The organism is Azospirillum sp. TSH100, assembly GCF_004923295.1.
In the GTDB taxonomy this organism is placed as follows: Bacteria; Pseudomonadota; Alphaproteobacteria; order Azospirillales; family Azospirillaceae; genus Azospirillum.
Window position 1 is genome coordinate 214,692 of the sequence record NZ_CP039635.1, and the last position, 24,634, is coordinate 239,325.

Genomic DNA, 24,634 nt, shown 5'->3' on the forward strand with positions numbered 1-24,634 from the left:
TCCACGCAGTGCATCCCCCTCACCCCGACCCTCTCCCCGGAGGGGAGAGGGAGATCGCCCCGGGGGGGCGAAGGGCGCGAGGGGCCTTCACAGGCATTCTCTCCACCCTGCCCGGCTGGCCCTTGCTCGTCGGCCTGCTGGTGCTTCTCCCCGTGTTGCGCCTGCTGTGGGAAGCCGGCGACGCGACGGTGCTGACCCGCGTGCTCGATTCCCCCGCAACGTGGCGGGCCACCACCAACAGCCTCGCCATAGCGGCCGGGGCCACGCTGGCGGCGGCGCTGATCGGCGCTCCCTTCGCCCTGCTGATCGGGCTGACGAACCTGCGCGCCCGCACCGCGATGACCTTTGCCCTGATCCTGCCGCTGATGATCCCGCCGCAGATCGTGGCGATGGCCTGGACCCACCTCGCCAGTTCCGGGAGTCCGATCCTGAAGCCGCTCGGCATCGCCCCGGCGGTCGGCACGGCGAACCCGGTGCAGTCGTCCGCCGGCATGATGCTGGTGATGGGGATCGAGCATGCGCCACTGGTTTTCCTCGCCCTGCGGGCTGCACTGCGCGCCATCCCCGGCGACGTGCTGGAGGCGGCGCGGGCATCCGGCGCCGGACCGTGGCACGCGATACGCGGCGTCGTGCTGCCGCTCTGCCTGCCGGGGCTGATCGCCGGGCTCGCCATGGCCTTCGTCGCGGCGCTGGGGAATTTCGGTGTGCCGGCGCTGCTCGGCGTCCCTGCGGGCATTCCCATGCTGCCGACACTGATCTACCGCCGGCTGGCCGGTTTCGGCCCGTCGGCCCTGCCGGAAGTGGCGGTCCTGGCGGCCCTGATCGGCATCGTCGCCTGCCTGGGCATCGCCCTTCAGACCATCCTCCAGACCCGCATCGCCAGCCGTCTGCCCGGTGGTGCCCGGCCGCTGGCGGCGGTGCCGCTCGGGTCGGCCCGCGCGCTGGTCGAACTGCTGGCCTGGACGGTGCTGGCGCTGTTGGTGGCGGCTCCGCTGACGGCGCTGCTGGCGACCAGCCTTGTCAGCGTCTACGGCCTGCCGATCGGCTTCGGCACGCTGACGCTGGCCCATTACCGCGAGGTGCTGGCGCTCGATCAGGTCGGACGGGCCTTCGCCAATTCGCTGCTGCTGTCGGGATCGGCGGCAGCGCTGCTCGCCCTGCTGGCGGTGCCGCTCGCCCATGCCATGGCGCTTGCCGGCGGAAACGGTCGGATCGCGCGGGCGATCGGTGTGCTGGTGGAACTGCCGCATGCCGTGCCGGGCGTGGTGCTGGGCATCGGCTGCATCCTGCTGTTCCTGAAGCCGTTGCCGGGGCTGGGCGTCAGCCTGTACGGCACGCTGTGGATCATCCTGGCGGCCTATCTGGTCCGCTTCCTGCCGCTGGCCCTGCGACCGGTGCAGGCGGCCTGCGCCGCGCTCGATCCGACCGTCGAAGAAGCGGCGCGTGCGCTCGGGGCCGGACCGTTGCGGCGTCTGGTGACGGTGGTGGCGCCGCTGGTCGCCCCGGCGGCGGCAGCCGGCGGGCTGCTGGTCTTCCTGACCGCCTTCAACGAGCTGACCGTCTCCATCCTGCTGTGGTCGCAGGGGCGCGAGACGCTGGGCGTCGTCGTCTATGCGCTGGAGGAGGGCGGGAGCCCGACGTTGGGTGCCGCCCTGGGCGTCATCGCCATCCTGGTCGTGCTGGCGGCGATGCTGGCCGCCGGAGCGCTGGGCCGACGCCTCCCGCCGGGTGTCGTGCCCTGGCGAAGTTGAGCGCGGTTAATCCCGCTCAGTCGGTCAGCCCCGCCGCCTTGCGCACCGCCTCCAGCACGCTCAGCACGTCGCGCGCCTGCTCGGCGGTCACAGGCAGCGGAGCGCCGTCGAGGATGGCCGCCGCCACGCCGCGGTAAAAGGCGGGATAATCGCCGGGCATGGTCTCCACCCGCCGCTCCGTCCCATCGGCCTGGACCAGCAGGGCGAAATTCTCCGGATCGTCGCTTCCCCAGCCGGGTTCGGTCGGCAGGCGGCCGGCGCGCAGGGCCGCCTCCTGCCCGTCCATGCCGTGCTTGAGAAAACTGCCGCCGTCACCATGCAGTTGAAAGCGTGGCCCCGGCCGGCAGATCACCGTTCCGCAATGCAGGATCGCCCGCATCGGGCCATAGCCAAGCACGATGTGGAACCAGTCGTCGACCTGCGCGTCCGGACGCTGGGCGCCGACATCGGCGAGGATGCGGTCAGGCATGCCGAACAGGGTCAGTGCCTGATCGATCAGGTGGGCGCCGAGGTCGAAGAGCACACCCGAACCGGCCAGCGTCTGCTCGCGCCAGCCCTGCTTGATCTGCGGGCGGAAGCGGTCGAAATGCGCCTCGTAGTGATAGGGCCGGCCGACCTCGCCCGCCTCCAGGCAGGCGCGCAAGGTCAGGAAATCGTTGTCCCAGCGCCGGTTGTGGAAGACGCTCAGCAGCAGCCCCTGCCGCTCGGCAAGGTCGATCAGCTCATCGGCCTCCGCCGCGCTGGTCGCCACCGGCTTGTCGATCACCACATGCTTGCCGGCCAGCAACGCCTCGCGGGCCAGGGAGGCGTGGCTGGTGTTGGGAGTGGCGACGACCACAAGGTCGATGCTCGGGTCGGCGATCACCGCCTCGGCCGTCGTCGGCTCCACCCCCGGGGCGCTGCGGCGGATGTCGTCGATACGCGAGCTGGCGACCGCCGTCAGGCGCAACCGCGGTTCGCTGCGGATCAGCGGGGCGTGAAACACAGACCCGGCAAGGCCGAAGCCGAGCAGACCGACCGACAGGCTCTTCATCGTCTCAAGATCCTCTTTTGCTCTGTTGCCCGGCATGTCACCGCCCCGATGGCGCGATGAGGCGCCATGGGCGGGGCGGCCTTCCAGGCTCGGGCGGGTGTGCTCCAGGCTTGCCGTACCCGTGTCCTGCCGGTAATCGCGCGCCAGAGGACATACGGTTCCTTCGGTCACGATCGCTTCGACCGGAACGGGTTCAGCCTTGCTTCAAACTGGTCAGCACGGCAGCAAGGGTGTTGATACCCCAATGCTCCGCATAGCGGCCATCCTCCACCCGCACGATGTCGATCACGTCGATGCTGACCTGCCTTCCCGTCGCTTCGACGCCGAGAAACGGGCCGACATGGGTGCCCGAGATTGTCTTCCGCGTCGTAACCTTGTCGCCTTCTCCGACCTGATCGTGGATCGTGACGGTCAGCCCCGCCAGCGCTGGGCGGAGGACGTTCTGAAAGGTGTTCCACATGCTCTCCGCGTCTGCCGGAGCGCCGGCGGGCGCGGACCTATTGACGAAGCCCGGAGCCATCAACTTCTCGAAAGCAGCCCGGTCGCCACCCGCGATGACTTCCTCGTTGAAGCGCCGAACCACCGTTTTCGCATCCTGAACCGACATACCGCCTCCCTTCATCCGGAGCCTGATATATGGCTATCCGGTGCAATCCGCCAGGAGCAAGGAAAGCCGTGTCCTAGTCAGGAAAGCCGGCGCTCCGGAGGAAATTCGCGCACTCCACCCTCGCGTTCCAGCCTTGGTCTGTAACAGCTGCGTAACAACGCGGGCGCCGGGAAAGCGCCGCGTTACCAAATTGTCCGCCCTCCGCATCATCGGCAGCGTACAGTGACCGCCAAGCGAACGACCGTCATGTTGCGGTCCAACAGCAACGCGTCACGGGAGGGAACCGACATGCGCGACCTGCATCCGTGTGCGAAGCCGGCCCAGAGCCCGCCGGGTATCGCACCATGACCTTGCAGAACCCATCCTACCGGCCGGCCGCCGGGGAAGAGGCCGCTCCCGGCAACGCCACTCCGCACAAGACGGGCGGGCTGCGTGCGCTGGCGCAGCGGCATCTCTCGAAGCTGGTGGTCGCCCCGTCCTTCGCGGCGATCCTGCTGTTCGTCTACGGCTTCATCGTCTGGACGGTCTATATCAGCTTCACCAATTCCAAGATGCTGCCGTCCTACGAGCTGGTCGGCACCGACGCCTTCTCCAAGCTGTGGCGGATCGATCGCTGGTACGTCGCCATCGAAAACCTGCTGATCTTCGGCGGGTTGTTCATCGGCGTCAGCCTGATCATCGGCATCCTGCTGGCGGTGCTGCTCGACCAGCGCATCCGCGGCGAAGGGGTGCTGCGCACCATCTATCTCTACCCGATGGCGCTCAGCTTCATCGTCACCGGCACCGCCTGGAAATGGATCCTGAACCCGTCCATCGGCATCCAGCAGTTCGTCCGCGACCTCGGCTTCCCCGGCTTCACCTTCGACTGGATCGTCCAGCAGGACACCGCCGTCTACACGCTGGTGATCGCCGCGGTGTGGCAAAGTTCCGGCTTCGTGATGGCGCTGTTCCTGGCCGCACTGCGCGGTGTCGATCAGGAGATCATCAAGGCGGCCTATCTCGACGGCGCCAGCCTGCCGCGCATCTATTGGGGCATCGTCCTGCCGTCGATCCGGCCGGTGTTCATGAGCGCCTTCGTCATCCTCGCCCACCTCGCGGTCAAGAGCTACGACCTCGTGGTGGCGCTGACCGGCGGCGGTCCCGGCTATGCGTCCGACCTGCCGGCGACCTTCATGTACGAGATGACCTTCCGCCGCAACCAGATCGCCATCGGCTCGGCCAGCGCGCTGATGATGCTGGCGACCGTGGTGGCGATCATCGTGCCCTACCTCTATTCCGAACTGAAGGGAGGCAAGCGTGTCTAGCCTGACCTCCGCCCTGCCGCCGGCGCAGGGCACCGGCGCCCGCCTCGCCCGCTGGGGCCTGTACCTGATCCTCCTGCTGTTCGCGGCCTATTACCTGCTGCCGCTGCTGCTGATGATTACGACCTCCTTCAAGAGCCCGGAGGAGATCCGCACCGGATCGCTGCTGTCGCTGCCGCGCGATTTCAGCCTGGACGCCTGGAGCTATGCCTGGAACCGTGCCTGCATCGGCGCCGATTGCCGGGGCATGGCGCCCTATTTCCTCAACTCCATCGTCATCGTCGGGCCGGCGGTGGTCATCTCCACCTTCTTCGGGGCGCTGAACGGCTATGCCCTGACCAAGTGGCGGTTCCGCGGCGCCAACATCGTCTTCGGCATGATCCTGTTCGGCAGCTTCCTGCCGTCGCAGGTGATCCTGCTGCCGATGGCGCAGACGCTGGGCGCGTTCGGGCTGGCCGGCAGCGCCGGCGGGCTGATCCTGGTCCACGTGGTGTACGGCCTCGCCTTCACCACTTTGTTCTTCCGCAATTACTATGTCAGCATCCCCGACGATCTGGTGAAGGCCGCGACCATCGACGGCGCCGGCTTCTTCCAGATCTTCACCAAGATCATGCTGCCGCTGTCGTTGCCGATCCTCGTCGTGACGATCATCTGGCAGTTCACCCAGATCTGGAACGACTTCCTGTTCGGGGCGTCCTTCGCGGCGGGCGGCGCACAGCCGGTGACGGTCGCGCTGAACAACCTCGTCAACACCACCACCGGCGTGAAGCAGTACAACGTCGACATGGCGGCGGCGATGATCGCCGGCCTGCCCACCCTCGTCGTCTATGTGCTCGCCGGCAAATACTTCATCCGCGGTCTGACCGCCGGCTCCGTCAAGGGGTGATCTTCCGATGGCGACTCTCAGCATCAACAACGTCCGCAAGCAGTATGGCAGCGTCGAAGTCCTGAAGGGCATCGACCTGGACCTGACGGACGGCGAATTCCTCGTCCTGCTCGGTCCGTCGGGCTGCGGGAAATCTACCCTGCTCAACATGATCGCCGGTCTGGAGACGATCAGCGCCGGCGAGATCCGCATCGACCAGCGCGTCGTCAACGAGGTCCATCCCAAGGACCGCGACATCGCCATGGTGTTCCAGTCCTACGCGCTCTATCCCAACATGACGGTGGCGCGGAACATCGGCTTCTCGCTGGAGATGCGCGGGCAGGCCAAGCCGGAGCGCGAGGGCGCCGTCCGCCGCGTCGCCAAGCTGTTGCAGATCGAGCATCTGCTCGACCGCAAGCCGGCGCAGCTGTCGGGCGGCCAGCGCCAGCGCGTCGCCATGGGCCGCGCCTTGGTGCGCGACCCCAAGGTGTTCCTGTTCGACGAGCCGCTGTCCAACCTGGACGCCAAGCTGCGCGTCGACATGCGCACCGAGATCAAGAAACTGCACCAGCGGCTCGGCACCACCGTGGTCTACGTCACCCACGACCAGATCGAGGCGATGACGCTGGCCAGCCGGATCGCCATCATGAAGGAGGGCGTCGTCCAGCAGTTCGCCCCGCCGCAGGAGGTCTACGAACGCCCGGCCAACATGTATGTGGCGAGCTTCATCGGCTCCCCCACCATGAATTTCGTGCGCGGCACGCTGTCGGCCGAGGGCGACCGGCTGGGCGTCAGCGTCGGGCGCGAGCGCAGCGGCTTCCTGCCGCTGTTCCAGGCGCCGGAGCAGGCCGGCCACTGGCTGGGCCAGGAGGTGATCCTCGGCATCCGGCCGGAGGCCATCACCTGCTACGACCCCGCCATCGCCGCCGGCAACCCGGCGCTGGTGAAGGTGGCCTGCGGCGTCAACGTGCTGGAGCCGACCGGCGCCGACACCATCACCTATGTCGAGCTGAACGGCCACGAGGTGGTCGCCCGCATCAAGCCGAGCGACCGGGTGGCGGAAGGCGGGACCGCCGACTTCATGATCGACATGGCGCGGGCCAACCTGTTCGATCCGAAGACGGAACAGCGGATTTGAAGCGTGCATCTGTGAATTCAGGTCACAGGTGATATGGCGGGAGAGGCGGTTTCCGGACCGCCTCTCCCGCCTTATGTCCGCATCCAACAGTGATGATTTGCGGCGGATCGGCTCACGCGCCAATCAGCATGTCCAAAGCGGCGATGATGGCTGTGTCCTCAGCCAGCAAGTTACCGACTTGAGAGCCAAGCTCCGAAAGCGTCACCGCGCCAGCGAACTGCGTGACCATGACATGCGGCCGACCTTCGACGGAGAACACCGGATTGAGGCGCGCAGCCGGTCGCGGAGCCTTTTCAGGTGGCAGCAGCGGAGCGACGAAGCGCGTGTTCAGGTCACGCAGAATGTCGGCCTGAAGGTCCAGCAGATAGCCCGGCCCATCCAACCGGCGATGAATGTCGAAACGAGCCATCAGTAAGGCCGGTTCTTCGCCAGCGGAAGGCCGTGTGCCTCGACATAGGCATTGGATGACTGGATGGCCTCCCGATTCTCCTCCAGCCATTGCCTGTCGCGCAGTTCGGCGATCTGCTGCGCCAATCCGCGTTCGCAGGCGCGCGACACGTTGATGCCGAGCGTCTTCGCCTGCTCCAGCAAATCGCTGTTGAGACTTACGTTCGTCGCCCGCCGAGGCGCGGACACATCGAAGGAATAGCGCTCCCCGGCCATCAAAGCCTCCATGATAATGCGCATGAAGGATGCGCATGAGCGAGATGCAAATCAAGCCGCAACCACTCCAACGCAACCGGTACGCTCACAGCATCCGCGGCAGCGTCACCCGCACGCGCAGGCCGCCGCTGGCGCGATTGCTCAGTTCGATGCGACCCTGGTGCGCCTCGACGATCGACTTCACGATGGACAGGCCCAGGCCGCTGCCGCCGGTCTTGCGGTTGCGGGAGCCTTCCAGCCGCAGGAAGGGTTTGAAGACATTGGCGACCTCCGCTTCCGGAATTCCCGGCCCCTCGTCGCAGACATCGACCACGATCTCGGCGGCGTCGGCATCGACGGAGACGGTGGCGCGCTCGCCGTATTTGATCGCGTTGTCGATCAGGTTGGCGAAGGCGCGGCGCAGGCTGGACGGGCGGCCGGCAAGGCGGAGCTGCCGGGCCTGCTCGAACCGGTCGCTGCGCTCCACCCCGCCACCGAAGATGGTGCGGACGGCGGCGAATTGCAGCGGCGGCGGCTCGTGGTAGGTGACCGGAGCGCCGGTATCGGCGTAATCGTCGCACAGGCTCTGCAACAGGCTGGCGAAGGCGACCACCTCCACCTCCTCGCGCAGCACGTCGTCGCCGAGGAACTCCAGCGTCGCGGTGACCATCGCCGCCATCTCGTCGATGTCGGCCATCATCTTGGCGCGCAGCGCGTCGTCATCGACATATTCGGCACGGAGCCGCAGCCGCGTCGCCGGGGTGCGCAAATCGTGGCTGATCGCCGCCAGCAGATGGGTGCGTCCCTCCATCAGGTCGCGCAACGCGTTGCGCGCCTGGTTGAAGGCACGGGCGAGCGAGGCGACCTCCTCCGGCCCGTCCTCCGGCAGCGGGCGGGGGTGCAGGCGATCGTGCGGGCGGGTCGCCTGCTCGGCCAGCGATTCAAGCGGGCGGACCAGCCGGCCGGGCAGCCAGAGCAGCAGCGCCAGCGCCAGACCGAAGGCCGCAAGCCCGGCCAGCACCATCTCGAACGGCGTGGTCCGCGGCCGCCAGAAGCGTGGGCTGGCGAACTCCAGCCAGCCGCCACCGGCAAGCTGGACATAGACGCGGGCATCGCGCAGCTGGGCCGCCGTGTCCTCCGCCACCAGCGACAGCGATTCGGCGAGCGTCTGGGCGCGGGCGGAATGGACAGACAACAGGGCGCGCTGGACGGCGACGAACACCGGGCGCGGCGCGTCGGCCACCCCCTCCATCATCCAGCCGGACGGCACGGTCGGGGTGCCGGGCCCCTGCCAGGACACCGACAGGTCGGGCAGCCCGTTCAGCGCCAGCGCCGGCCCGGCGGCGACGCCGTCCAGCAAGGCGCGGTCCGCAGCCTCCACCGCCGCCGCCATCGCCGGTCCCAGCCGATGGGCGGTCAACAGCTCCCGCGCCCGGTCGTCGACCAGACGCATGCCGACCAGCGCCCCGCCATGGGTCAGCACCAGCAGCGCCACCATCGCCGCCAGGATGCGGTGGCGCAGGCGCGCGGCGCGCAGCCGGGCCGGCAGCAAGCGCTCAAGCGCCACGGCTCATTCCGGAAGAGATCGATTCGCCCTGGTCCTCCACCGCCGCGGTGAACTGGTAACCGATGCCGCGCACCGTCTTGATCAGCGCCAAGCCGCCCGGCCCCTCCTCCAGCTTGCGGCGCAGGCGGCTGATCTGGATGTCGATGCTGCGATCGAAGGGAATCGATGTGTCGCCGCGGTGCTTCTCCAGCAGTTCGGTGCGCTCCACCACCTGCGGCGCCCGTTCCAGCAGCGTGCCGAGCAGGGCGTATTCGCCCTGACTGAGATGCACCACCACCCGGTCCGGGGTGCGCAGTTCCCGCCTTCCCTGGTCGAGCGACCAGCCGGCGAAGCCCAGCACGCGCGGGCGTTCGCGCGCCGGCTCCGGCCCGCCGCAGCGACGCAGGATGGCGCGGATGCGGGCCAGCAGTTCGCGCGCGCTGAAGGGCTTCACCAGATAATCATCGGCGCCGACCTCCAGCCCGACGATGCGGTCGACCTCGCCGCCCATGGCGGTCAGCATGATGACGGGGGTTTCCGACCTGGCGCGCAGCGAGCGGCACAGGCTGGTGCCGTCCTCCCCCGGCAGCATGACGTCCAGCACGATGAGATCGACCGGCCATTGCGCCAGCACCCGCGCCATCTCGCGCCCGTCGCCGGCGGTGGAGACGCGGAAGCCGCTCTTCACCAGGAAATCATGCAGCATGTCCCGGATCTCGGGATCGTCGTCCACGACCAGGAGATGGCGCGCGCGTTCCATGGCGTCCCTTCCCTATTTCATCCAGGCTTTCTTGTTCGTTGGGCCTGAGTGTAGCCTCCCCCGCCGGTCCGGGTACAGTGTGGCACGCGAACCGGTTTGTAACGGTTGCGTAACAGCGGCGCGGCCGTGAAAAGGCGTTGTTACCAAATAGTCCGGGCATCGAATTGCACGCGGGATAGAGTTCCTCCAGCGGCCAAACGGCCGGTCGGAAACCGAACGAAGATAGGGAACAGGGGGAAATGTCCGAAATGCCGTCTCTGCGCAAATCAATCCTCAGCATGACCGCCTTGGCCACCGTGATGGCCGGCGCCCTGCTTGCCGCCCCCGCCCAGGCCGAGCCGGCGGTGGAGGTTCTGCATTACTGGACCTCCGGCGGCGAATCGAAGGCGGCCGGTGCGCTGCGCCAGGATTTCGAGGCGGCGGGCGGCAAGTGGATCGACGCCCCGGTCGCCGGCGGCGGCGGCGACGCGGCCAGCACCGTGCTGCGCTCCCGCGTGCTGGCCGGCGATCCGCCGAACGCCGTGCAGCTGAAGGGCCCGAACATCAAGGACTGGGCGGCGCAGGGCAAGCTGGCGACGCTGGACGAGGTCGCCAAGGCGGAGAACTGGGACGCCATCCTGCCGCCGCAGATCCGCGACGTGGTGACCTACAAGGGCCATTACTACGCCGTGCCGGTGAACATCCACCGCGTGAACTGGATGTGGGTCAACCCGAAGGTCATGGAGAAGGCCGGCGTCGCCATCCCGAAGACCTGGGACGAGTTCAACGCCGCCGCCGACAAGCTGAAGGCCGCCGGCATCATCCCGCTCGCCCATGGTGGCCAGCCCTGGCAGGAGGGCGCCCTGTTCGAGGACGTCACCCTCGGTCTCGGCGGTCCCGACTTCTACCGCAAGGCGCTGGTGGAGCTGGACCCCAAGGCGCTGACCAGCGACACGATGGTCAAGGTGTTCGACCAGATGCGCAAGCTGCGCGGCTATGTCGACGACGGCTTCCCCGGCCGTGAATGGAACCTCGCCGCCGGCCTGCTGATGAACGGCCAAGCCGCCATGCAGATCATGGGCGACTGGGAAAAGGGCGAACTGACCGCCGCCGGCAAGGTGCCGGGCAAGGATTTCGTCTGCGCACATGTGCCGGGCCAGTTCGGCTACATCGTCAATTCCGACAGCTTCGTCATGTTCACCTCGGCCAACGCCGACCGCGCCGCCGGGCAGAAGCTGCTGGCCAAGCTGATCCTGGGCAAGAAGTTCCAGGAGACCTTCAACGTGCTGAAGGGCTCCATCCCCGCCCGCCAGGACATGGCGCGCGACAGCTTCGACGAATGCGCGGTGAAGTCGATGGACGACCTGAAGACCGCCATCGACACCAACAGCGCCGTGCCCTCGATGGCGCACGAGATGGCGGTCCCCGGCGCCGTCCGCGGCGCCTTCCTCGACGTCGTCACCGCCCATTTCAACTCCACCATGACCTCGCAGGAAGCGGTGAAGCGTCTGGCCGAAGCCGTCGATCTGGCGAAGTAAGCTTCCATCTTCCTCGCCCGTTGTCTCTCCTTCTCTGGTGTTGCGCGTGACCTTGGAAAGCCCCTCCTCCTTCCGGAAGAGGGGCTTCTTTTCGTTTTGACATCGGGGCCCAGAATCACGGTGTTATCGCCACCTTCAGCACGCCGTCACGCTGGTGGCCGAACAGCTCATAGGCCTCCTCGATCCGCTCCAGCGGGAAGCGGTGGGTGACCAGCGGCTTGAGGTCGACGCGGCCGGAGGCGACGACACCCATAAGCCGGCGCATCCGCTCCTTGCCGCCGGGGCAGAGCGAGGTGACGATGGTATGGTCGCCCAGCCCGGCGGCGAAGGGTCCCAGCGGCAGACGCAGATCGCCGGAATAGACGCCGAGGCTGGACAGCGTGCCGCCGGGCCGCAGCACGCGCAGAGCCGCCTCGAAGGTCGCCTGGGTGCCCAGCGCCTCGATGGCGACATCGACACCGCGGCCGCCGGTCAACCGCATGATCTCCTCCACCGGGTCGACGCTGCGGAAATCCACCACGTGGTCGGCGCCCATCCGCCGTGCCATCTCCAGCCGTGCCGGCACGGTGTCGACGCCAATAATGGTGGTGGCCCCCTTCAGCTTCGCCCCGGCGGTGGCGCACAGGCCGATCGGACCTTGCGCGAACACCGCCACCGTGTCGCCGATGCGGATGTCGCCGCGCTCTGCCCCGGCAAAGCCGGTGGACATGATGTCGGGGCACATCAGCACCTCCTCGTCCGACAGCCCGTCGGGCACGGCGGCGAGGTTGACCATCGCGTCGGGCACCAGCAGATAGTCGGCCTGCGAGCCGTCGATGCTGTTGCCGAAGCGCCAGCCACCCAGCGGCTTCCAGCCATGGGCGGTGCCGGCGCCATCCTGGGAATGGCAGCCGCACAGGCAGGCATTGCTGTGCCCGCTGGGGGTGATGGCCCCGGCGATCACCCGCTGCCCCTCGCGGTATCCGGTGACGGCGGAGCCCAGCTTCTCGATGATGCCGACCGGCTCATGCCCGATGGTCAGGCCACGGGCGACCGGATATTCGCCCTTAAGGATGTGAATGTCGGTGCCGCAGATCGTCGTCGTGGTGATGCGGATCAGCGCGTCGAGCGGTCCGACGTCGGGGATCGGCTTGTCGTCCAGCACGATGCGGCCCGGTTCGACAAACACCGCCGCTTTCATCATGACCATGGCGTCCTCCCATTCTGGTGACAGCCGGTCGAGGGGTTGTTTGGCGTGACCATGGATATGGCACGCGGCGCAAATGGCCCACGGCCGGCGCTGTGCCTCACGCCGGCCAGCATAGCCCACTCGGGACAGGAGCCGCGTTGATACAGATTAAACGGGCATTGGTGTCTTTTGGCGACGCCGGTCTTGGCCGGCAGCCCGCCACCCCCACCTAGACTCGGGGCCGCCAGCCAGCCGGCTGCCCCAACCTGGAACCGCCCACCCCGTCACCGGAGGATCGTGATGCGCAGCACCTTGACCCTGTCGGCCACCACCACTCTTCTTGCCGCCCTCGCCTCCCCCGCCCTGGCCCAGTCGCCGCCGGGCAATGCACAAGTGGTGAAAACCATCGCGACCAGCGCCGGACCGGTGACGGTCAGCCGCGTTGCAGACGGGCTGGAACGCCCCTGGGGCATCGATTTACTTCCCGACGGCCGGGCGCTGGTAACGGAAAAGCCGGGTCGGCTGCGCATCATGGCACGCGACGGTTCGCTATCCGCCCCGCTCGCCGGCACGCCGAAGGTGTTCAATCAAGGCCAGGGCGGGCTGATGGATGTGGCAGCCGATCCGGACTTCGCCCGCAACCGCACCCTCTATATCGCCTATGCCGAGCCGGGCGAGAACGGCACCGCCGGCACGGCGCTCGGCCGCGGCACGCTGGGCGAACAAGGGGTCGAGGATTTCAGGGTCATCTTCCGCCAGTCGCCCAAGGTGGACGGCGGCAACCATTTCGGCACCCGCATCGCCTTCGCCCCCGATGGACACCTCTTCCTGACGCTGGGCGAGCGCTACAAGTTCGACCCGGCCCAGAGCCGCGACAACACCCTGGGCAAGGTGGTCCGGCTGAACCGCGACGGGTCCGTTCCAAAGGACAATCCCTTTGCCGGCGAGGGCGCAGCGGCGGGCGCCATCTGGTCCTACGGCCACCGCAACATCGAGGCGGCGGCCATCGACCCGCGCAGCGGCTCGCTGTGGATCGCCGAGATGGGGCCGATGGGCGGCGACGAACTGAACCGGCCGGAGGCCGGCAGGAATTACGGCTGGCCGCTGGTCAGCTGGGGCAAGCATTACGACGGCCGCGCAATCCCGACCCCGCCGACCCGCAAGGAGTTCACCGACGCAGTCATCCATTGGACGCCGGTTATCTCGCCATCCGGCATGGTCTTCTACACCGGCGGGCTGTTCCGCGACTGGCGGGGCAGCGCCCTGATCGGCGGATTGAGCGCCAAGGGGCTGGTGCGTGTCGCCATTGACGGAACCGGGGCGAAGGAGGTGGAGCGCATTCCGCTCGACGCACGCATCCGCGATGTGGCACAGGGTCCGGACGACGCCCTCTATGTGATCACCGATGCCACCGACGGCGCGGTCTTGCGGCTGGCGCCGGTCAAATGACCTGAAGAAGGGGCAGATGAGGATCAGAGACTACCGGCCATCGGACGCGCCGCTGCTGGCGGCGCTCTACGCCCGCTCCGTCCGCGGCATCGGCCCCCGCTTCTACACGCCGGAGCAGGTGGAGGTCTGGGCTGCGCAGGCGCCGACGGTGGAACGGGTGCGGCAGGCTTATGGCGACGGCCGCGTCGCCCTGGTCGCCGTGGACGAGGACGACCGGCCGGTGGCATTCAGCGACGTGGAGTCGGACGGACACATCAACTTCCTCTATTGCGCGCCGGAGGCAGCTGGCCAGGGCGTGATGTCGGCGCTGGTCGACCTGCTGGAGGAGCGTGCCCGAGCGCTCGGCCACCCCCGCCTGCATGTGGAGGCCAGCGAGGCTGCCCGCCCTTTTTTCCTGCGGCGTGGCTTCACCCTGCTGGAGCGCCGGGACCTGCGGATCGGCGATGTGCCGATCCACAACTACGCCATGGAGAAGTGGCTGGTCCCGCCGGAGCGTGTCAGTCAGGCCTGAGGACAAGGACACCGCTGGTACCCCGCCCCTCCAAGGCCCGATGGGCCTCAGCCGCGGCATCCAGCGGCAGGCAGGTCACCGGACCGGCGCTCAAGCCCCTGGCGGCACGCGACAGCACCTCCTCGGCAGCAGTACGGTAGGTGGCGGCATCGGCCATGTAAGCGAACACGCTTGGCCGGGCGAGGCAGAGCGACCTGCGTGGTCCCAATTCGGACAGTTCAAGCGGGGTGACCGGACCGCCGGCCTGGCCAACGCTGGCAACAGTGCCGAACAACCGCACCGCATCGAAGGTCCGGCGCAGCGTGTCGCCGCCGATACCGTCCACCGCGATATCGACGCCGCGGCCACCGGTCAGGTCGCGTACTGCCGAGACAAAATCCTCTTCCCGGTACAGGATCGCGTGGTCGAGCCCGTGGGCGCGGGCGGTCTCCGCCTTGGCGGTGCTGCCGACCGTGCCGATGACGGTGGCGCCCAGGCTCTTCGCCCATTGGGTCAGCAGCAGGCCAAGCCCGCCGGCGGCGGCATGCACCAGGATCGTGCTGCCCGGCCCGACCGTACAGACCCGGTTCAGCAGCATGTGGACGGTGATGCCACGCAGCAGCAGCGACGCGGCGGTCACCGGCTCCACGCCGTCGGGCAGGCGCACAGCACGGGCGGCGGCCAGCAGGCGGGCCTCGGCATAGCCGCCGGCCGGCAGCCCGGCCCAGGCGACACGGTCGCCGACGGCAAGACCCTGCACCCCCGGCCCGATCGCCTCCACCACGCCAGCCGCCTCGACACCAAGCGTCGCGGGATAGGCCGGCAGCGGATAGAGGCCGGTACGGTGGTAGATGTCGACGAAATTGACCCCGACCGCGTCGTGGCGCAGGCGGATTTCACCCTCGCCCGGGGCCGGCAGGTCGACGAGGGTGGGCTGCATCACCTCAGCGCCACCCGGCCCGGTCATCTGGATTGAGCGGATCATTTCGGCTGTCTCCGTTGATCGTTGCGATGGAGCGAAAGCTAATCTGTGGCGCAGCACACCGAAATTCGGCAAAGTCACCCAAATCCTGGGCTTTTTTGCGCAGAGACGGAGCGTCCGGTGAGTAGGTCCGATGGAACGAGCCGATGAATTGGGATGACCTGCGCGTTTTTCTGGCGCTGGCGGACAGCGGCAGCCTGTCTGCGACGGCACGGAGGCTGGGGGTGGACCACTCCACCGTCGCCCGCCGGGTGGCGGCGCTGGAGGCCGACCTTGGCGTGCGCCTGTTCGACCGGCTGCCGCGCGGCTATGCCCCGACCGCGGAGGGGGAAGAGTTCGCGATCCTCGCCCGCCGGGTGGAGGACGGGGTGCTGGCGGTGGAACGCCACGCCCGTGGCCAACCGGGCGAGCCGGCCGGGACGGTGCGGCTGTCGGCCCCACCGGCCTTTTCCAGCAGCTTCCTCGCCCCGCGGCTGGCCGGCCTGCGGCGGACATTGCCCAAGCTGGTGGTGGAACTGGTGGGCGATGTCCGCGCGGTCAGTCTGACCCGGCGGGAAGCCGATCTCGCCCTGCGCCTGCAACGGCCGGAAGACGACGGGCTGGTCGCCCGCCGCATCGGCGTGATGGGCTACGGCCTCTATGCGACGCGGGATTATCTCGACGCCCGCGACGAGGCCGATTGGGAGTTCATCGGCTATGACGACAGCATGGACCATGTGCCGCAACAGCGCTGGCTGCGGCAGGTGGCCGGCCGCCGCCCCTTCGTCTTCCGTGCCAACGACCTGATGAGTCTGCGCGGCGCGGCGGCAGCCGGTATCGGCATTGCGACGATTCCCCACTTCCTGGGGCGGGCGGACGCGGCCCTGGTCCCGGCGGCGCCGGCCAACGGTCTTCCACCGCCACAGCCGCGGGAGCTGTGGCTGCTGGTGCACAACGACCTCAGGCGGTCGGCTCGGGTGCGGGCGGTGATGGACGCCCTGGTGTCGATCATCGCCGCCGAGCGGTCGTTGCTGGAGGATTGAGGTCGTGATCGCGGCGGCGGCGCAATCGCGGCCGGCGCCATGGGCGGTACCAACAAAATTTTCCGCGAACCCTGGGCGTAGCAGGAAAATCGATGGAACAGATCGGCAAGTCGTTTCGTTGAGTCAGCAGCATCGAAGAGCAGTGCTCTTGCAGCCTGTCCATCTGAATATGGAGGAGACGCATGCCTATCCTGCTTTGGCTTCTCGGTGTTCCCGGAATCATCGTGATCCTGCTTTGGATGACCGGCATCATCGGTTTCTAAACCCGCTTCCACCAGCCCGCTTCATCCTGCGAAGGCCTCCGCCGGCACAGCCGCGGAGGCCTTCTGTTTTTCAGCATCCCGCCTCGCGCAGGCGCCTGAGCGAAGATTACTTCGATTGTCATGGAACTGTCGTTTGACGGCGGAGGTCGCGACTGACATTTCTATGTTTAGGGAATCGTCGAATTTTGGGGTGTCGGCATGGAGAAGAAGGATGTGCTGGCCGGGCTGGCGGCGCTGGCCCAGGAAACGCGGCTGGACATCTTCCGCCTGCTGGTGGAGGCCGGACCGGAGGGACGTTCCGCCGGATCGATCGCGGAGGCGCTGGTGGTGGCCCCGGCCACCCTGTCCTTCCATTTGTCCACCCTGACCCATGCCGGACTGATCGTGCAGCGGCGGGAAAGCCGGTCGCTGATCTACTCGGCTGATTTCGACCGGATGACCGGCATCGTCGGCTTCCTGTCGGAAAACTGCTGCGGCCGGTCGGCCGATGCGAACATCTGCATTGCGGTCTGCGCACCGACGCCGGACGCGGCCAACACCGAAAAGACCACCGCACGCCCGCGCTGCGGCTGCTGACATCCAAAAAGACGGAGCGAAGAATGGCCGAGAACCGCGTCTATAACGTGCTGTTCCTCTGCACCCACAACAGCGCCCGCAGCATGATGGCGGAATGCCTGCTGAACCGGGAAGGCAAGGGGCACTTCCGTGGCTTCAGCGCCGGCAGCCAGCCATCGGGGCGCATCAACCCGTATGTCCGTGACCTTCTGGAACGGCTGGGCTTCCCCACCGCCGACCTGCGCTCCAAGAGCTGGGACGAGTTCGCCGCCCCCGACGCCCCGCGGATGGATTTCATCGTCACCGTCTGCGACAACGCGGCCGGCGAGGTCTGCCCGGTGTGGCCCGGACAGCCGATCAGCGCCCATTGGGGCTTCGCCGATCCGTCCAGCGCCGAGGGCAGCGATGCGGAGAAGGCCGCCCTCACCGCCACGGTGTTCGGCCAGATCGAACGCCGCATCCAGGCCTTCGCCAGCCTGCCCATCGCGTCACTCGACCGCATGGCGCTGAAGCGCAGGATGGACGACATGGCACGGGCAGAAGCGTAGAGCGGGAGGGGTAAATCCATGACCGCCGACATCCAGTCCACCCCGGCGGCTCGTCCCGCCATGGGCAATTTCGAGCGTTATCTGAGCCTGTGGGTGGCGCTGTGCATCGTGGCCGGCATCGCGCTCGGCCATCTGGTGCCCGGCCTGTTCCAGGCGATCGCGGCGGCAGAAGTCGCCCAGGTCAATCTGCCGGTCGCCGTGCTGATCTGGCTGATGATCGTGCCGATGCTGCTGAAGATCGACCTCGGCGCGCTTGGGCAGGTCAAGGAGCACTGGCGCGGCATCGGCGTGACACTGTTCATCAATTGGGCGGTCAAGCCCTTCTCGATGGCGCTGCTCGGCACGCTGTTCGTGGGGCATCTGTTCGCCCCGCTGCTGCCGCAGGAGCAGATTTCCTCCTACATCGCCGGGCTGATCCTGCTGGCGGCAGCCCCCTGCACCGCCATGGTGTTCGTATGGTCGAACCTGTGCGAGGGCGAACCGCACTACACCCTCAGTCAGGTGGCGCTGAACGACCTCATCATGGTGTTCGCCTTCGCCCCGATCATCGGTCTGCTGCTGGGCGTGGCATCGATCACCGTGCCATGGGGCACGCTGCTGTTGTCGGTGCTGCTCTACATCGTCATTCCGGTGGTGGCCGCCCAACTGTGGCGGCGCAGTTTGCTGGCGGCCGGCGGCGAGCCGGCACTGACCCGCGTGCTCGGCCGAATCCAGCCGGTGTCGCTGCTGGCTCTGCTGACCACGCTGGTGCTGCTGTTCGGCTTCCAGGGCGAACAGATCCTGGTGCAGCCGCTGGTCATCCTGCTGCTGGCGGTGCCGATCCTGATCCAGGTCTATTTCAACGCCGGGCTGGCCTATTGGCTGTCGCGACGGTTCGGGGTGGCCTGGTGCGTGGCGGCGCCGGCGGCATTGATCGGGGCCTCCAACTTCTTCGAGCTTGCGGTGGCCGCAGCCATCAGCCTGTTCGGGCTCGGTTCCGGCGCCGCACTCGCCACCGTGGTCGGGGTGCTGGTCGAAGTGCCGGTGATGTTGTCGGTGGTGCGCATCGTCAAGGCAACCAAGCCATGGTACGAAGGGCAGACGGGGGCATGACCCCTGCTTGTCGACCGGTTTCTTCTGCGGCCGATCGCAGATTTTTGTTGCAGCGCCATAATGTAGTTAAACTACATCGCGGCACTCAAGCTCTTTACAACCGGTTCCGAGGTTCCAAAGCGCATCCTGAAGAAGGCGCCTCAGCATAGGCTCCGCCTGATCTGATCCAGATCAAATCTCGCGACAGGTGGTATGACCACTCTTGCACCGGTTCCAAGCGGGATGTAGGTTTCCTACATACCGCTTGGAACCGAGAGATTCGGGGGTTCCGGGCCGGGAAACCGGCCTCATGGCGACACCCGACGGGAGACGCCCGATCATGGTCACGACCGTTAAAACCCTTTCCGACCTGAACGCCCTGATTGCGCGTGTGAAGGCGGCGCAGGCGCGCTTCGCCGACTATCCGCAGGAGAAGGTCGACCTGATCTTCCGCAACGCGGCGCTTGCCGCCGCCAACGCCCGCATCCCGCTCGCCAAGATGGCGGTGGCGGAGACCGGCATGGGCGTGATGGAAGACAAGGTCATCAAGAACCATTTCGCCGCCGAATACATCTACAACAAGTACAAGGACGACAAGACCTGCGGCGTCCTATCGGAAGACAACGACGCCGGCATCCTGACCATCGCTGAGCCGGTCGGCCTGATCTGCGGCATCGTCCCCACCACCAACCCGACCTCGACGGCCATCTTCAAGGCGCTGATCGCGCTGAAGACCCGCAACGGTCTGGTGCTCTCCCCCCATCCCCGCGCCCGCAAATCGACCTGCGAAGCCGCCCGTCTGGTGCTGGCCGCCGCGGTCGAAGCCGGCGCCCCCGACGACATAATCGGCTGGATCGACGAACCCTCGCTCGAACTCTCCAACGCCGTCATGCACCATCCCGACATCAACCTGATCCTCGCCACCGGCGGGCCGGGCATGGTCAAGGCCGCCTACTCGTCGGGCAAACCCGCCATCGGCGTCGGTGCCGGCAACACCCCGGCCGTCATCGACGAGTTCGCCGACATCAAGCGTGCCGTCGCCTCCATCCTGATGTCCAAGACCTTCGACAATGGCGTGGTCTGCGCGTCCGAACAGTCGGCGGTGGTGGTCGACGCCGTCTATGACGCCGTGCGCGACCGCTTCGCCCACCATGGCGGCTACATCCTGTCGCCCCGCGAGACCGACGCCGTGCGCAAGGTGCTGCTGACCGACGGCCATCTGAACGCCGACATCGTCGGCCAGCCCGCCCATGCCATCGCCGCCATGGCCGGCCTCAACGTCCCGCTCGCCACCAAGGTGCTGATCGCCGAGGTCACCGACATCGCCGATACCGAGCCCTTCGCCCACGAGAAACTGTCGCCGACCCTGGCGCTCTACCGCGCCAAGGACTTTGCGGAAGCCTGCGACAAGGCCGCCGCCCTGGTGGCGCTCGGTGGCATCGGCCATACCTCGGCGCTCTACACCGACCAGGACCAGAAGCAGGACCGCATCCGCCATTTCGGCGACAAGATGAAGACCGCCCGCATCCTGATCAACACGCCGTCCTCCCATGGCGGCATCGGCGATCTCTACAACTTCCGCCTCGCGCCGTCGCTGACGCTGGGCTGCGGCTCCTGGGGCGGCAACTCGATCTCGGAGAATGTCGGGCCGCAACACCTGATCAACAAAAAGACCGTGGCGAAGCGGGCGGAAAACATGCTGTGGCACAAGCTGCCCAAATCGATCTATTTCCGCCGCGGCTGCCTGCCCTTCGCGTTGGAGGAGTTGCGTGGCAAGAAGCGCTGCCTGATCGTCACCGACCGCTTCCTGTTCGAGAACGGCCATGTCAACGACAGCGTCCGCGTGCTGAAGTCGCTGGGGCTGGAGGTCGAGACCTTCTTCGAGGTCAACGCCGACCCGACGCTGGCGGTGGTGCGCAAGGGCGTGGCGCTCGCCAACGCCTTCCAGCCCGACGTCATCCTGGCGCTCGGCGGCGGCTCGCCGATGGATGCGGCCAAGATCATCTGGGTGATGTACGAGGCGCCCGAAGTGGCGTTCGAGGACCTCGCCCTGCGCTTCATGGACATCCGCAAGCGCATCTACACCTTCCCCAAGCTGGGCGTGAAGGCACAGCTGGTGGCGGTGCCGACCACCTCGGGCACCGGGTCGGAGGTGACGCCCTTCGCCGTGGTGACCGACGAGCGGACGGGAACCAAATACCCGATCGCCGACTACGAGCTGACGCCGACGCTGGCGATCGTCGATGCCAACCTCGTCATGGACATGCCCAAGGGGCTGACGGCGGCCGGCGGCATCGACGCGGTGACCCACGCGCTGGAGGCCTATGTCTCGGTGGTGGCGAACGAGTATTCCGACGGTCAGGCTCTGCAAGCATTGAAGCTGCTGAAGGAGAACCTGCCGTCGGCCTACCGCAACGGCTCGCAGGATCCGAAGGCGCGGGAGCTGGTGCACAATGCGGCGACACTGGCCGGCATCGCCTTCGCCAATGCCTTCCTCGGCGTTTGCCATTCGATGGCGCACAAGCTGGGGGCCGAGTTCCACATCCCGCACGGCATCGCCAACGCGCTGCTGATCGCCAACGTGATCCGCTACAACGCCGCCGACATCCCGACCAAGCAGACGGCCTTCAGCCAGTATGACCGTCCCAAGGGCGTGGCGCGCTATGCGCAGATCGCCCGGCATCTGGACCTGGGCGGCAGCCGCGACCATGAGCGCGTGGAGAAGCTGGTGGCCTGGGTGGAGGAGATGAAGCGGGCGCTGGACATCCCGGCTTCGATCCAGGCGGCGGGGGTGCCGGAGGCGGCCTTCCTCGCCAAGGTCGATGCGCTGGCGGAAGCCGCCTTTGACGACCAGTGCACCGGCGCCAACCCGCGCTATCCGCTGGTGGCCGAGATCAGGCAACTGCTGATCGACAGCTACTACGGCCGCGCCTACGTCGAGCCGTCGGCCCAGGACGCAGCACCGGTCGAGGTCAAGCCCGCCGGAAAGTCCGCCACGCGCAAGGACGCGGCGCTTGCCAAGTGACGAAACCCTTCTTGCCAGGATTTGAGACCATGAGCAAAGCGATCATGTGGGCCGAAAGCGATGCCCGCGGCTTCGAAACCGAATGCCTGTTCAACGAGGACAACCGCAGCTATGAGGTGCTGGTCAGCGCCAAAGGACTGGGTGTCGACCGGGCGGAGAGCTTCCCGGTGATCGAGGATCCCGGCCTGGGCATGAGCCCCACCGATCTGGACCGCTCGATCAAGCTGGCCGACCGTCTGGTGTGGGAGATCGACCGGTCGATGGGCGACCTCTGAGACGACATGGGGCGGAAAGAATCAGGGCGGGGTGCTTCGGCATCCCGCCCTTTTCGCATGCGTGTACCGGTCCACAACAGCAAATCGCGAGGCGGGCAGTCGTCGCTATGGCAGACGAGGCATAACGATGGCTGATATTGCAACCCTCCATTGAAGTCTTGCTATCGCCAAAGGCCCCCCAAAGGGCTGGATCGATCCGGTCCCTGGTCCGCATTGTCGCACCCAGCCTCAGATAATAGGAATTATTCGCAAAACTCCTTGCCCCGTCCCGCCATTCTTTCGTATGACGTTCGTGCATATGCGAATAAGTCGCATTTTCGTGATGTCGAAAGGAAAGATTGGCTGATGAGGGGCATGTTGGGGGGTAAGCGGCAGATGGGTACGCAGGGTCGGGAGCGGGCAATCCTGCTGCGCACGACTGCGGTGAAGGCGGCGGTGAAGGCGTCGATGATGGCTGTGGCAATGGCGGGAGTGGCGCTGGGGGGCGCCGTCACCGTACAGGCTCAGCAGGCGCAGGATTCGGCAACCGTGCTGGGTCCGGTCACGGTGACCGGAGCGGAGCAGCGGACGGAGCCGGTGCAGGGCTATGTCGCCAAGCGCAGCACTTCGGCAACCAAGACCGATACGCCGTTGCAGGACGTGCCGCAGTCGATCTCGGTCGTGCCGGAGACGCTGATCAAGGATCAGGCGATGCAGAGCATGGCCGACGTCGTGCGCTACATGCCCGGCGTCAATGCCGGCCAGGGCGAGGGCAACCGTGACCAGCTGACCATCCGCGGCAACAGCACGACGGCCAGCTTCTTCCTCGATGGCGTGCGCGACGACGCCATGTATTTCCGCGACCTCTACAACATCGACCGGGTGGAGGCGCTGAAGGGCTCCAACGCCATGATCTTCGGCCGTGGCGGCGGGGGCGGCGTCATCAACCGCGTGCAGAAGGAGGCCGATGGCCAGCCGGTGCGCGAGTTCAGCGTGCGCGCCGGCTCCTACAACACCCGCCGTGTTACCGGCGATGTCGGTCAGGCGGTGACGCCGGACTTCGCCGTGCGCCTGAATGGCATGTACGAGAATTCCGACAGCTACCGCGACAGCGTGAATGTCGAACGGATCGGCATCAACCCGACCGTTACCTTCACGCCCGGCGACAAGACCAAGATCAAGCTGAGCTACGAGTATTTCAAGGACGACCGCACCGCCGACCGCGGCGTCCCCTCCTATCGCGGGGTGCCGCTCAACACCAGCACCTCCACCTTCTTCGGCAACCCGGACAACAGCTTCTCCACCGTCGAATCGAACGCGGTCGACGCCACGGTGGAACATGAGATCACCAGCAACATCACCATCCGCGACCGCTTCCGCTACGCCCACTACGACAAGATCTACCAGAACGTCTTCGCCGGTGCGGTGAATGCGGCCGGCACCACGGTCAGCCTGTCCGGCTACAACCACTCGATCGAGCGCGACAACCTCGTCAACCAGACCGACGCCATCTTCAAGCTGAACACCGGTCCGGTGAAGCACACGGTGGTGACCGGCGTCGAGATCGGCCGGCAGAAGACCGACCAGTTCCGCAACACCGCCTTCTTCGGCAACGCCACCTCGGTGACGGTGCCGCTGTCCAACCCGATCTACCGCGGCCCGACCACCTGGCGGCAGAGCGCCACCGACGCCAACAGCAGCGCCACGGTGACCACCGCCGCCGGCTATGTCCAGGATCAGGTCGAGCTGACCGAGCAGTTCCAGGTCATCGGCGGCCTGCGCTTCGAGCGCTTCGACATCGATTACACCAACAACCGCAACGGCCAGAAGCTGAGCCGCCAGGACACCATGTGGTCGCCGCGCCTGGGCGTGGTGTTCAAGCCGGTGCAGCCGCTGTCGCTCTATGCCAGCTACAGCGTGTCCTACCTGCCGGGCTCCGGCGACCAGTTCACCACCCTGACCACCACCTCGGCCAATCTGGAGCCGGAGAAGTTCACGAACTGGGAAATCGGCGCCAAGTGGGATGTTCTGGCGAACCTGTCGGTGACCGGCGCCCTGTTCCAGCTTGACCGCACCAACACCTCGGCCCCCGATCCGAACAACCCGGCCCTGACCGTCCAGACCGGCAGCCAGCGCACCCGCGGCTTCGAGCTGGGCGTCAGCGGCAACATCACCGACAAGTGGCAGGTGGCCGGCGGCTATACGCTCCAGAAGGCCGAGATCACCAGCACGACCAGCAGTGCGGCCAGCGGCGCCAGCGTGGCGCTGGTCCCGCGCCACAGCTTCTCGCTGTGGAACAAGTACCAGATCACCGAAATGTTCGGCGCCGGCATCGGCATGATCCACCAGACCAAGGTCTATGCCGGTGCCGACAACACGGTGACCCTGCCGGGCTACACCCGCTTCGACGCGGCGGTCTACGCCAACGTCACGGACAACGTGAAGGCCCAGCTGAACGTGCAGAACCTGTTCGACCGCAAGTATTACAGCACCGCCAACAGCAACAACAACATCACCCCCGGCGCGCCGCGCACCTTCCTGGTCACGCTGACCAGCAACTTCTGACGGCACGTCGTTCTGTGCAAGAAGCCCCCCGTCCGGCGAGCCGGGCGGGGGGCTTGTCATTTGCAGGCGCCGGCCGACGGCA

Annotated in this window: 22 protein-coding genes; 14 read left to right on the forward strand and 8 right to left on the reverse strand. The window is 67.0% G+C overall.

Features of this window, described 5'->3' with window-relative positions:
- Positions 1 to 122: 122 nt before the first annotated feature.
- Positions 123 to 1,751 (forward strand): iron ABC transporter permease, encoded by a 1,629-nt coding sequence (locus E6C72_RS13665; RefSeq protein ID WP_247875818.1) that lies wholly within the window; start codon positions 123 to 125, stop codon positions 1,749 to 1,751.
- Between the two features lie 16 nt (positions 1,752 to 1,767).
- Here the strand turns inward: E6C72_RS13665 and E6C72_RS13670 are convergent, their stop codons facing one another.
- Both E6C72_RS13670 and E6C72_RS13675 read right to left on the reverse strand, forming a co-directional pair.
- Positions 1,768 to 2,784, reverse strand: a complete 1,017-nt coding sequence (locus E6C72_RS13670) for an oxidoreductase (RefSeq protein ID WP_109086775.1) — start codon at positions 2,782 to 2,784, stop codon at positions 1,768 to 1,770.
- Between the two features lie 193 nt (positions 2,785 to 2,977).
- On the reverse strand, positions 2,978 to 3,391 hold the full coding sequence (locus tag E6C72_RS13675; RefSeq protein ID WP_109086774.1) for an ester cyclase: 414 nt from the start codon (positions 3,389 to 3,391) through the stop codon (positions 2,978 to 2,980).
- A gap of 344 nt (positions 3,392 to 3,735) precedes the next feature.
- On the opposite strand from E6C72_RS13675, the gene E6C72_RS13680 reads away from it, so the two are divergent.
- From E6C72_RS13680 to E6C72_RS13690, 3 genes are read left to right on the forward strand one after another with little or no spacing between them, the layout of a single operon-like run.
- A complete protein-coding gene (locus tag E6C72_RS13680) occupies positions 3,736 to 4,695 on the forward strand; it encodes a carbohydrate ABC transporter permease (protein WP_109086773.1) in 960 nt (319 codons plus the stop codon).
- A 1-nt stretch (position 4,696) separates the two neighbouring features.
- Complete coding sequence (locus E6C72_RS13685) at positions 4,697 to 5,578, forward strand: carbohydrate ABC transporter permease (RefSeq protein ID WP_247875827.1); 882 nt, start codon at positions 4,697 to 4,699, stop codon at positions 5,576 to 5,578.
- A gap of 7 nt (positions 5,579 to 5,585) precedes the next feature.
- Positions 5,586 to 6,695, forward strand: a complete 1,110-nt coding sequence (locus tag E6C72_RS13690) for an ABC transporter ATP-binding protein (RefSeq protein WP_109086771.1) — start codon at positions 5,586 to 5,588, stop codon at positions 6,693 to 6,695.
- 112 nt (positions 6,696 to 6,807) lie between these two features.
- Here E6C72_RS13690 and E6C72_RS13695 read toward each other — a convergent pair whose 3' ends face one another.
- The 4 genes from E6C72_RS13695 to E6C72_RS13710 all read right to left on the reverse strand — a co-directional run bounded on the left by E6C72_RS13695 (position 6,808) and on the right by E6C72_RS13710 (position 9,643).
- A complete protein-coding gene (locus tag E6C72_RS13695) occupies positions 6,808 to 7,104 on the reverse strand; it encodes a CcdB family protein (RefSeq protein WP_109086770.1) in 297 nt (98 codons plus the stop codon).
- On the reverse strand, positions 7,104 to 7,358 hold the full coding sequence (locus E6C72_RS13700; protein ID WP_169055205.1) for a type II toxin-antitoxin system CcdA family antitoxin: 255 nt from the start codon (positions 7,356 to 7,358) through the stop codon (positions 7,104 to 7,106). The genes E6C72_RS13695 and E6C72_RS13700 overlap by 1 nt, the downstream gene beginning before the upstream one ends.
- An 85-nt stretch (positions 7,359 to 7,443) precedes the next feature.
- Positions 7,444 to 8,904, reverse strand: a complete 1,461-nt coding sequence (locus E6C72_RS13705; protein ID WP_109086768.1) for an ATP-binding protein — start codon at positions 8,902 to 8,904, stop codon at positions 7,444 to 7,446.
- Positions 8,894 to 9,643 (reverse strand): response regulator, encoded by a 750-nt coding sequence (locus E6C72_RS13710; RefSeq protein ID WP_109086767.1) that lies wholly within the window; start codon positions 9,641 to 9,643, stop codon positions 8,894 to 8,896. The genes E6C72_RS13705 and E6C72_RS13710 overlap by 11 nt, the downstream gene beginning before the upstream one ends.
- Positions 9,644 to 9,891: 248 nt before the next feature.
- Between E6C72_RS13710 and E6C72_RS13715 the strand changes: the two genes are divergently transcribed.
- Positions 9,892 to 11,160 carry an ABC transporter substrate-binding protein gene (locus tag E6C72_RS13715; RefSeq protein ID WP_109086853.1) on the forward strand — a complete coding sequence of 423 codons (1,269 nt, stop codon included), beginning with the start codon at positions 9,892 to 9,894 and terminating at the stop codon, positions 11,158 to 11,160.
- 115 nt (positions 11,161 to 11,275) lie between these two features.
- On the opposite strand, the gene E6C72_RS13720 is transcribed toward E6C72_RS13715, so the two are convergent.
- Positions 11,276 to 12,349, reverse strand: coding sequence for an NAD(P)-dependent alcohol dehydrogenase (locus E6C72_RS13720; protein ID WP_109086766.1), 1,074 nt, complete (start codon positions 12,347 to 12,349; stop codon positions 11,276 to 11,278).
- A 279-nt stretch (positions 12,350 to 12,628) separates the two neighbouring features.
- Here E6C72_RS13720 and E6C72_RS13725 point away from each other — a divergent pair, with 279 nt between their 5' ends.
- Positions 12,629 to 13,777, forward strand: coding sequence for a PQQ-dependent sugar dehydrogenase (locus E6C72_RS13725; RefSeq protein WP_109086765.1), 1,149 nt, complete (start codon positions 12,629 to 12,631; stop codon positions 13,775 to 13,777).
- 16 nt (positions 13,778 to 13,793) lie between these two features.
- Positions 13,794 to 14,288, forward strand: a complete 495-nt coding sequence (locus E6C72_RS13730) for a GNAT family N-acetyltransferase (protein ID WP_109086764.1) — start codon at positions 13,794 to 13,796, stop codon at positions 14,286 to 14,288.
- On the opposite strand, the gene E6C72_RS13735 is transcribed toward E6C72_RS13730, so the two are convergent.
- Complete coding sequence (locus E6C72_RS13735; protein WP_109086763.1) at positions 14,275 to 15,252, reverse strand: quinone oxidoreductase; 978 nt, start codon at positions 15,250 to 15,252, stop codon at positions 14,275 to 14,277. The two genes, E6C72_RS13730 and E6C72_RS13735, sit on opposite strands and share 14 nt — an antisense overlap.
- Positions 15,253 to 15,395: 143 nt before the next feature.
- Here E6C72_RS13735 and E6C72_RS13740 point away from each other — a divergent pair, with 143 nt between their 5' ends.
- The 7 genes from E6C72_RS13740 (at position 15,396) to E6C72_RS13770 (ending at position 24,552) form a co-directional block, all read left to right on the forward strand.
- Positions 15,396 to 16,271, forward strand: coding sequence for a LysR family transcriptional regulator (locus E6C72_RS13740; RefSeq protein ID WP_109086762.1), 876 nt, complete (start codon positions 15,396 to 15,398; stop codon positions 16,269 to 16,271).
- 461 nt (positions 16,272 to 16,732) lie between these two features.
- Positions 16,733 to 17,110 (forward strand): helix-turn-helix transcriptional regulator, encoded by a 378-nt coding sequence (locus E6C72_RS13745; protein ID WP_109086761.1) that lies wholly within the window; start codon positions 16,733 to 16,735, stop codon positions 17,108 to 17,110.
- A 23-nt stretch (positions 17,111 to 17,133) separates the two neighbouring features.
- The gene (locus E6C72_RS13750) at positions 17,134 to 17,637 is read left to right on the forward strand and encodes an arsenate reductase ArsC (protein ID WP_109086760.1); all 504 of its coding nucleotides are present in this window, start codon (positions 17,134 to 17,136) and stop codon (positions 17,635 to 17,637) included.
- Between the two features lie 18 nt (positions 17,638 to 17,655).
- Entirely contained in the window at positions 17,656 to 18,729 is a 1,074-nt protein-coding gene (gene arsB, locus E6C72_RS13755) for an ACR3 family arsenite efflux transporter (protein ID WP_247875816.1), read from the forward strand.
- Between the two features lie 319 nt (positions 18,730 to 19,048).
- On the forward strand, positions 19,049 to 21,733 hold the full coding sequence (gene adhE, locus E6C72_RS13760) for a bifunctional acetaldehyde-CoA/alcohol dehydrogenase (protein ID WP_109086759.1): 2,685 nt from the start codon (positions 19,049 to 19,051) through the stop codon (positions 21,731 to 21,733).
- A gap of 29 nt (positions 21,734 to 21,762) precedes the next feature.
- Complete coding sequence (locus E6C72_RS13765) at positions 21,763 to 22,008, forward strand: hypothetical protein (protein WP_109086758.1); 246 nt, start codon at positions 21,763 to 21,765, stop codon at positions 22,006 to 22,008.
- Between the two features lie 375 nt (positions 22,009 to 22,383).
- Positions 22,384 to 24,552 carry a TonB-dependent siderophore receptor gene (locus E6C72_RS13770; protein WP_109086757.1) on the forward strand — a complete coding sequence of 723 codons (2,169 nt, stop codon included), beginning with the start codon at positions 22,384 to 22,386 and terminating at the stop codon, positions 24,550 to 24,552.
- The last annotated feature ends 82 nt before the right edge of the window (positions 24,553 to 24,634 follow it).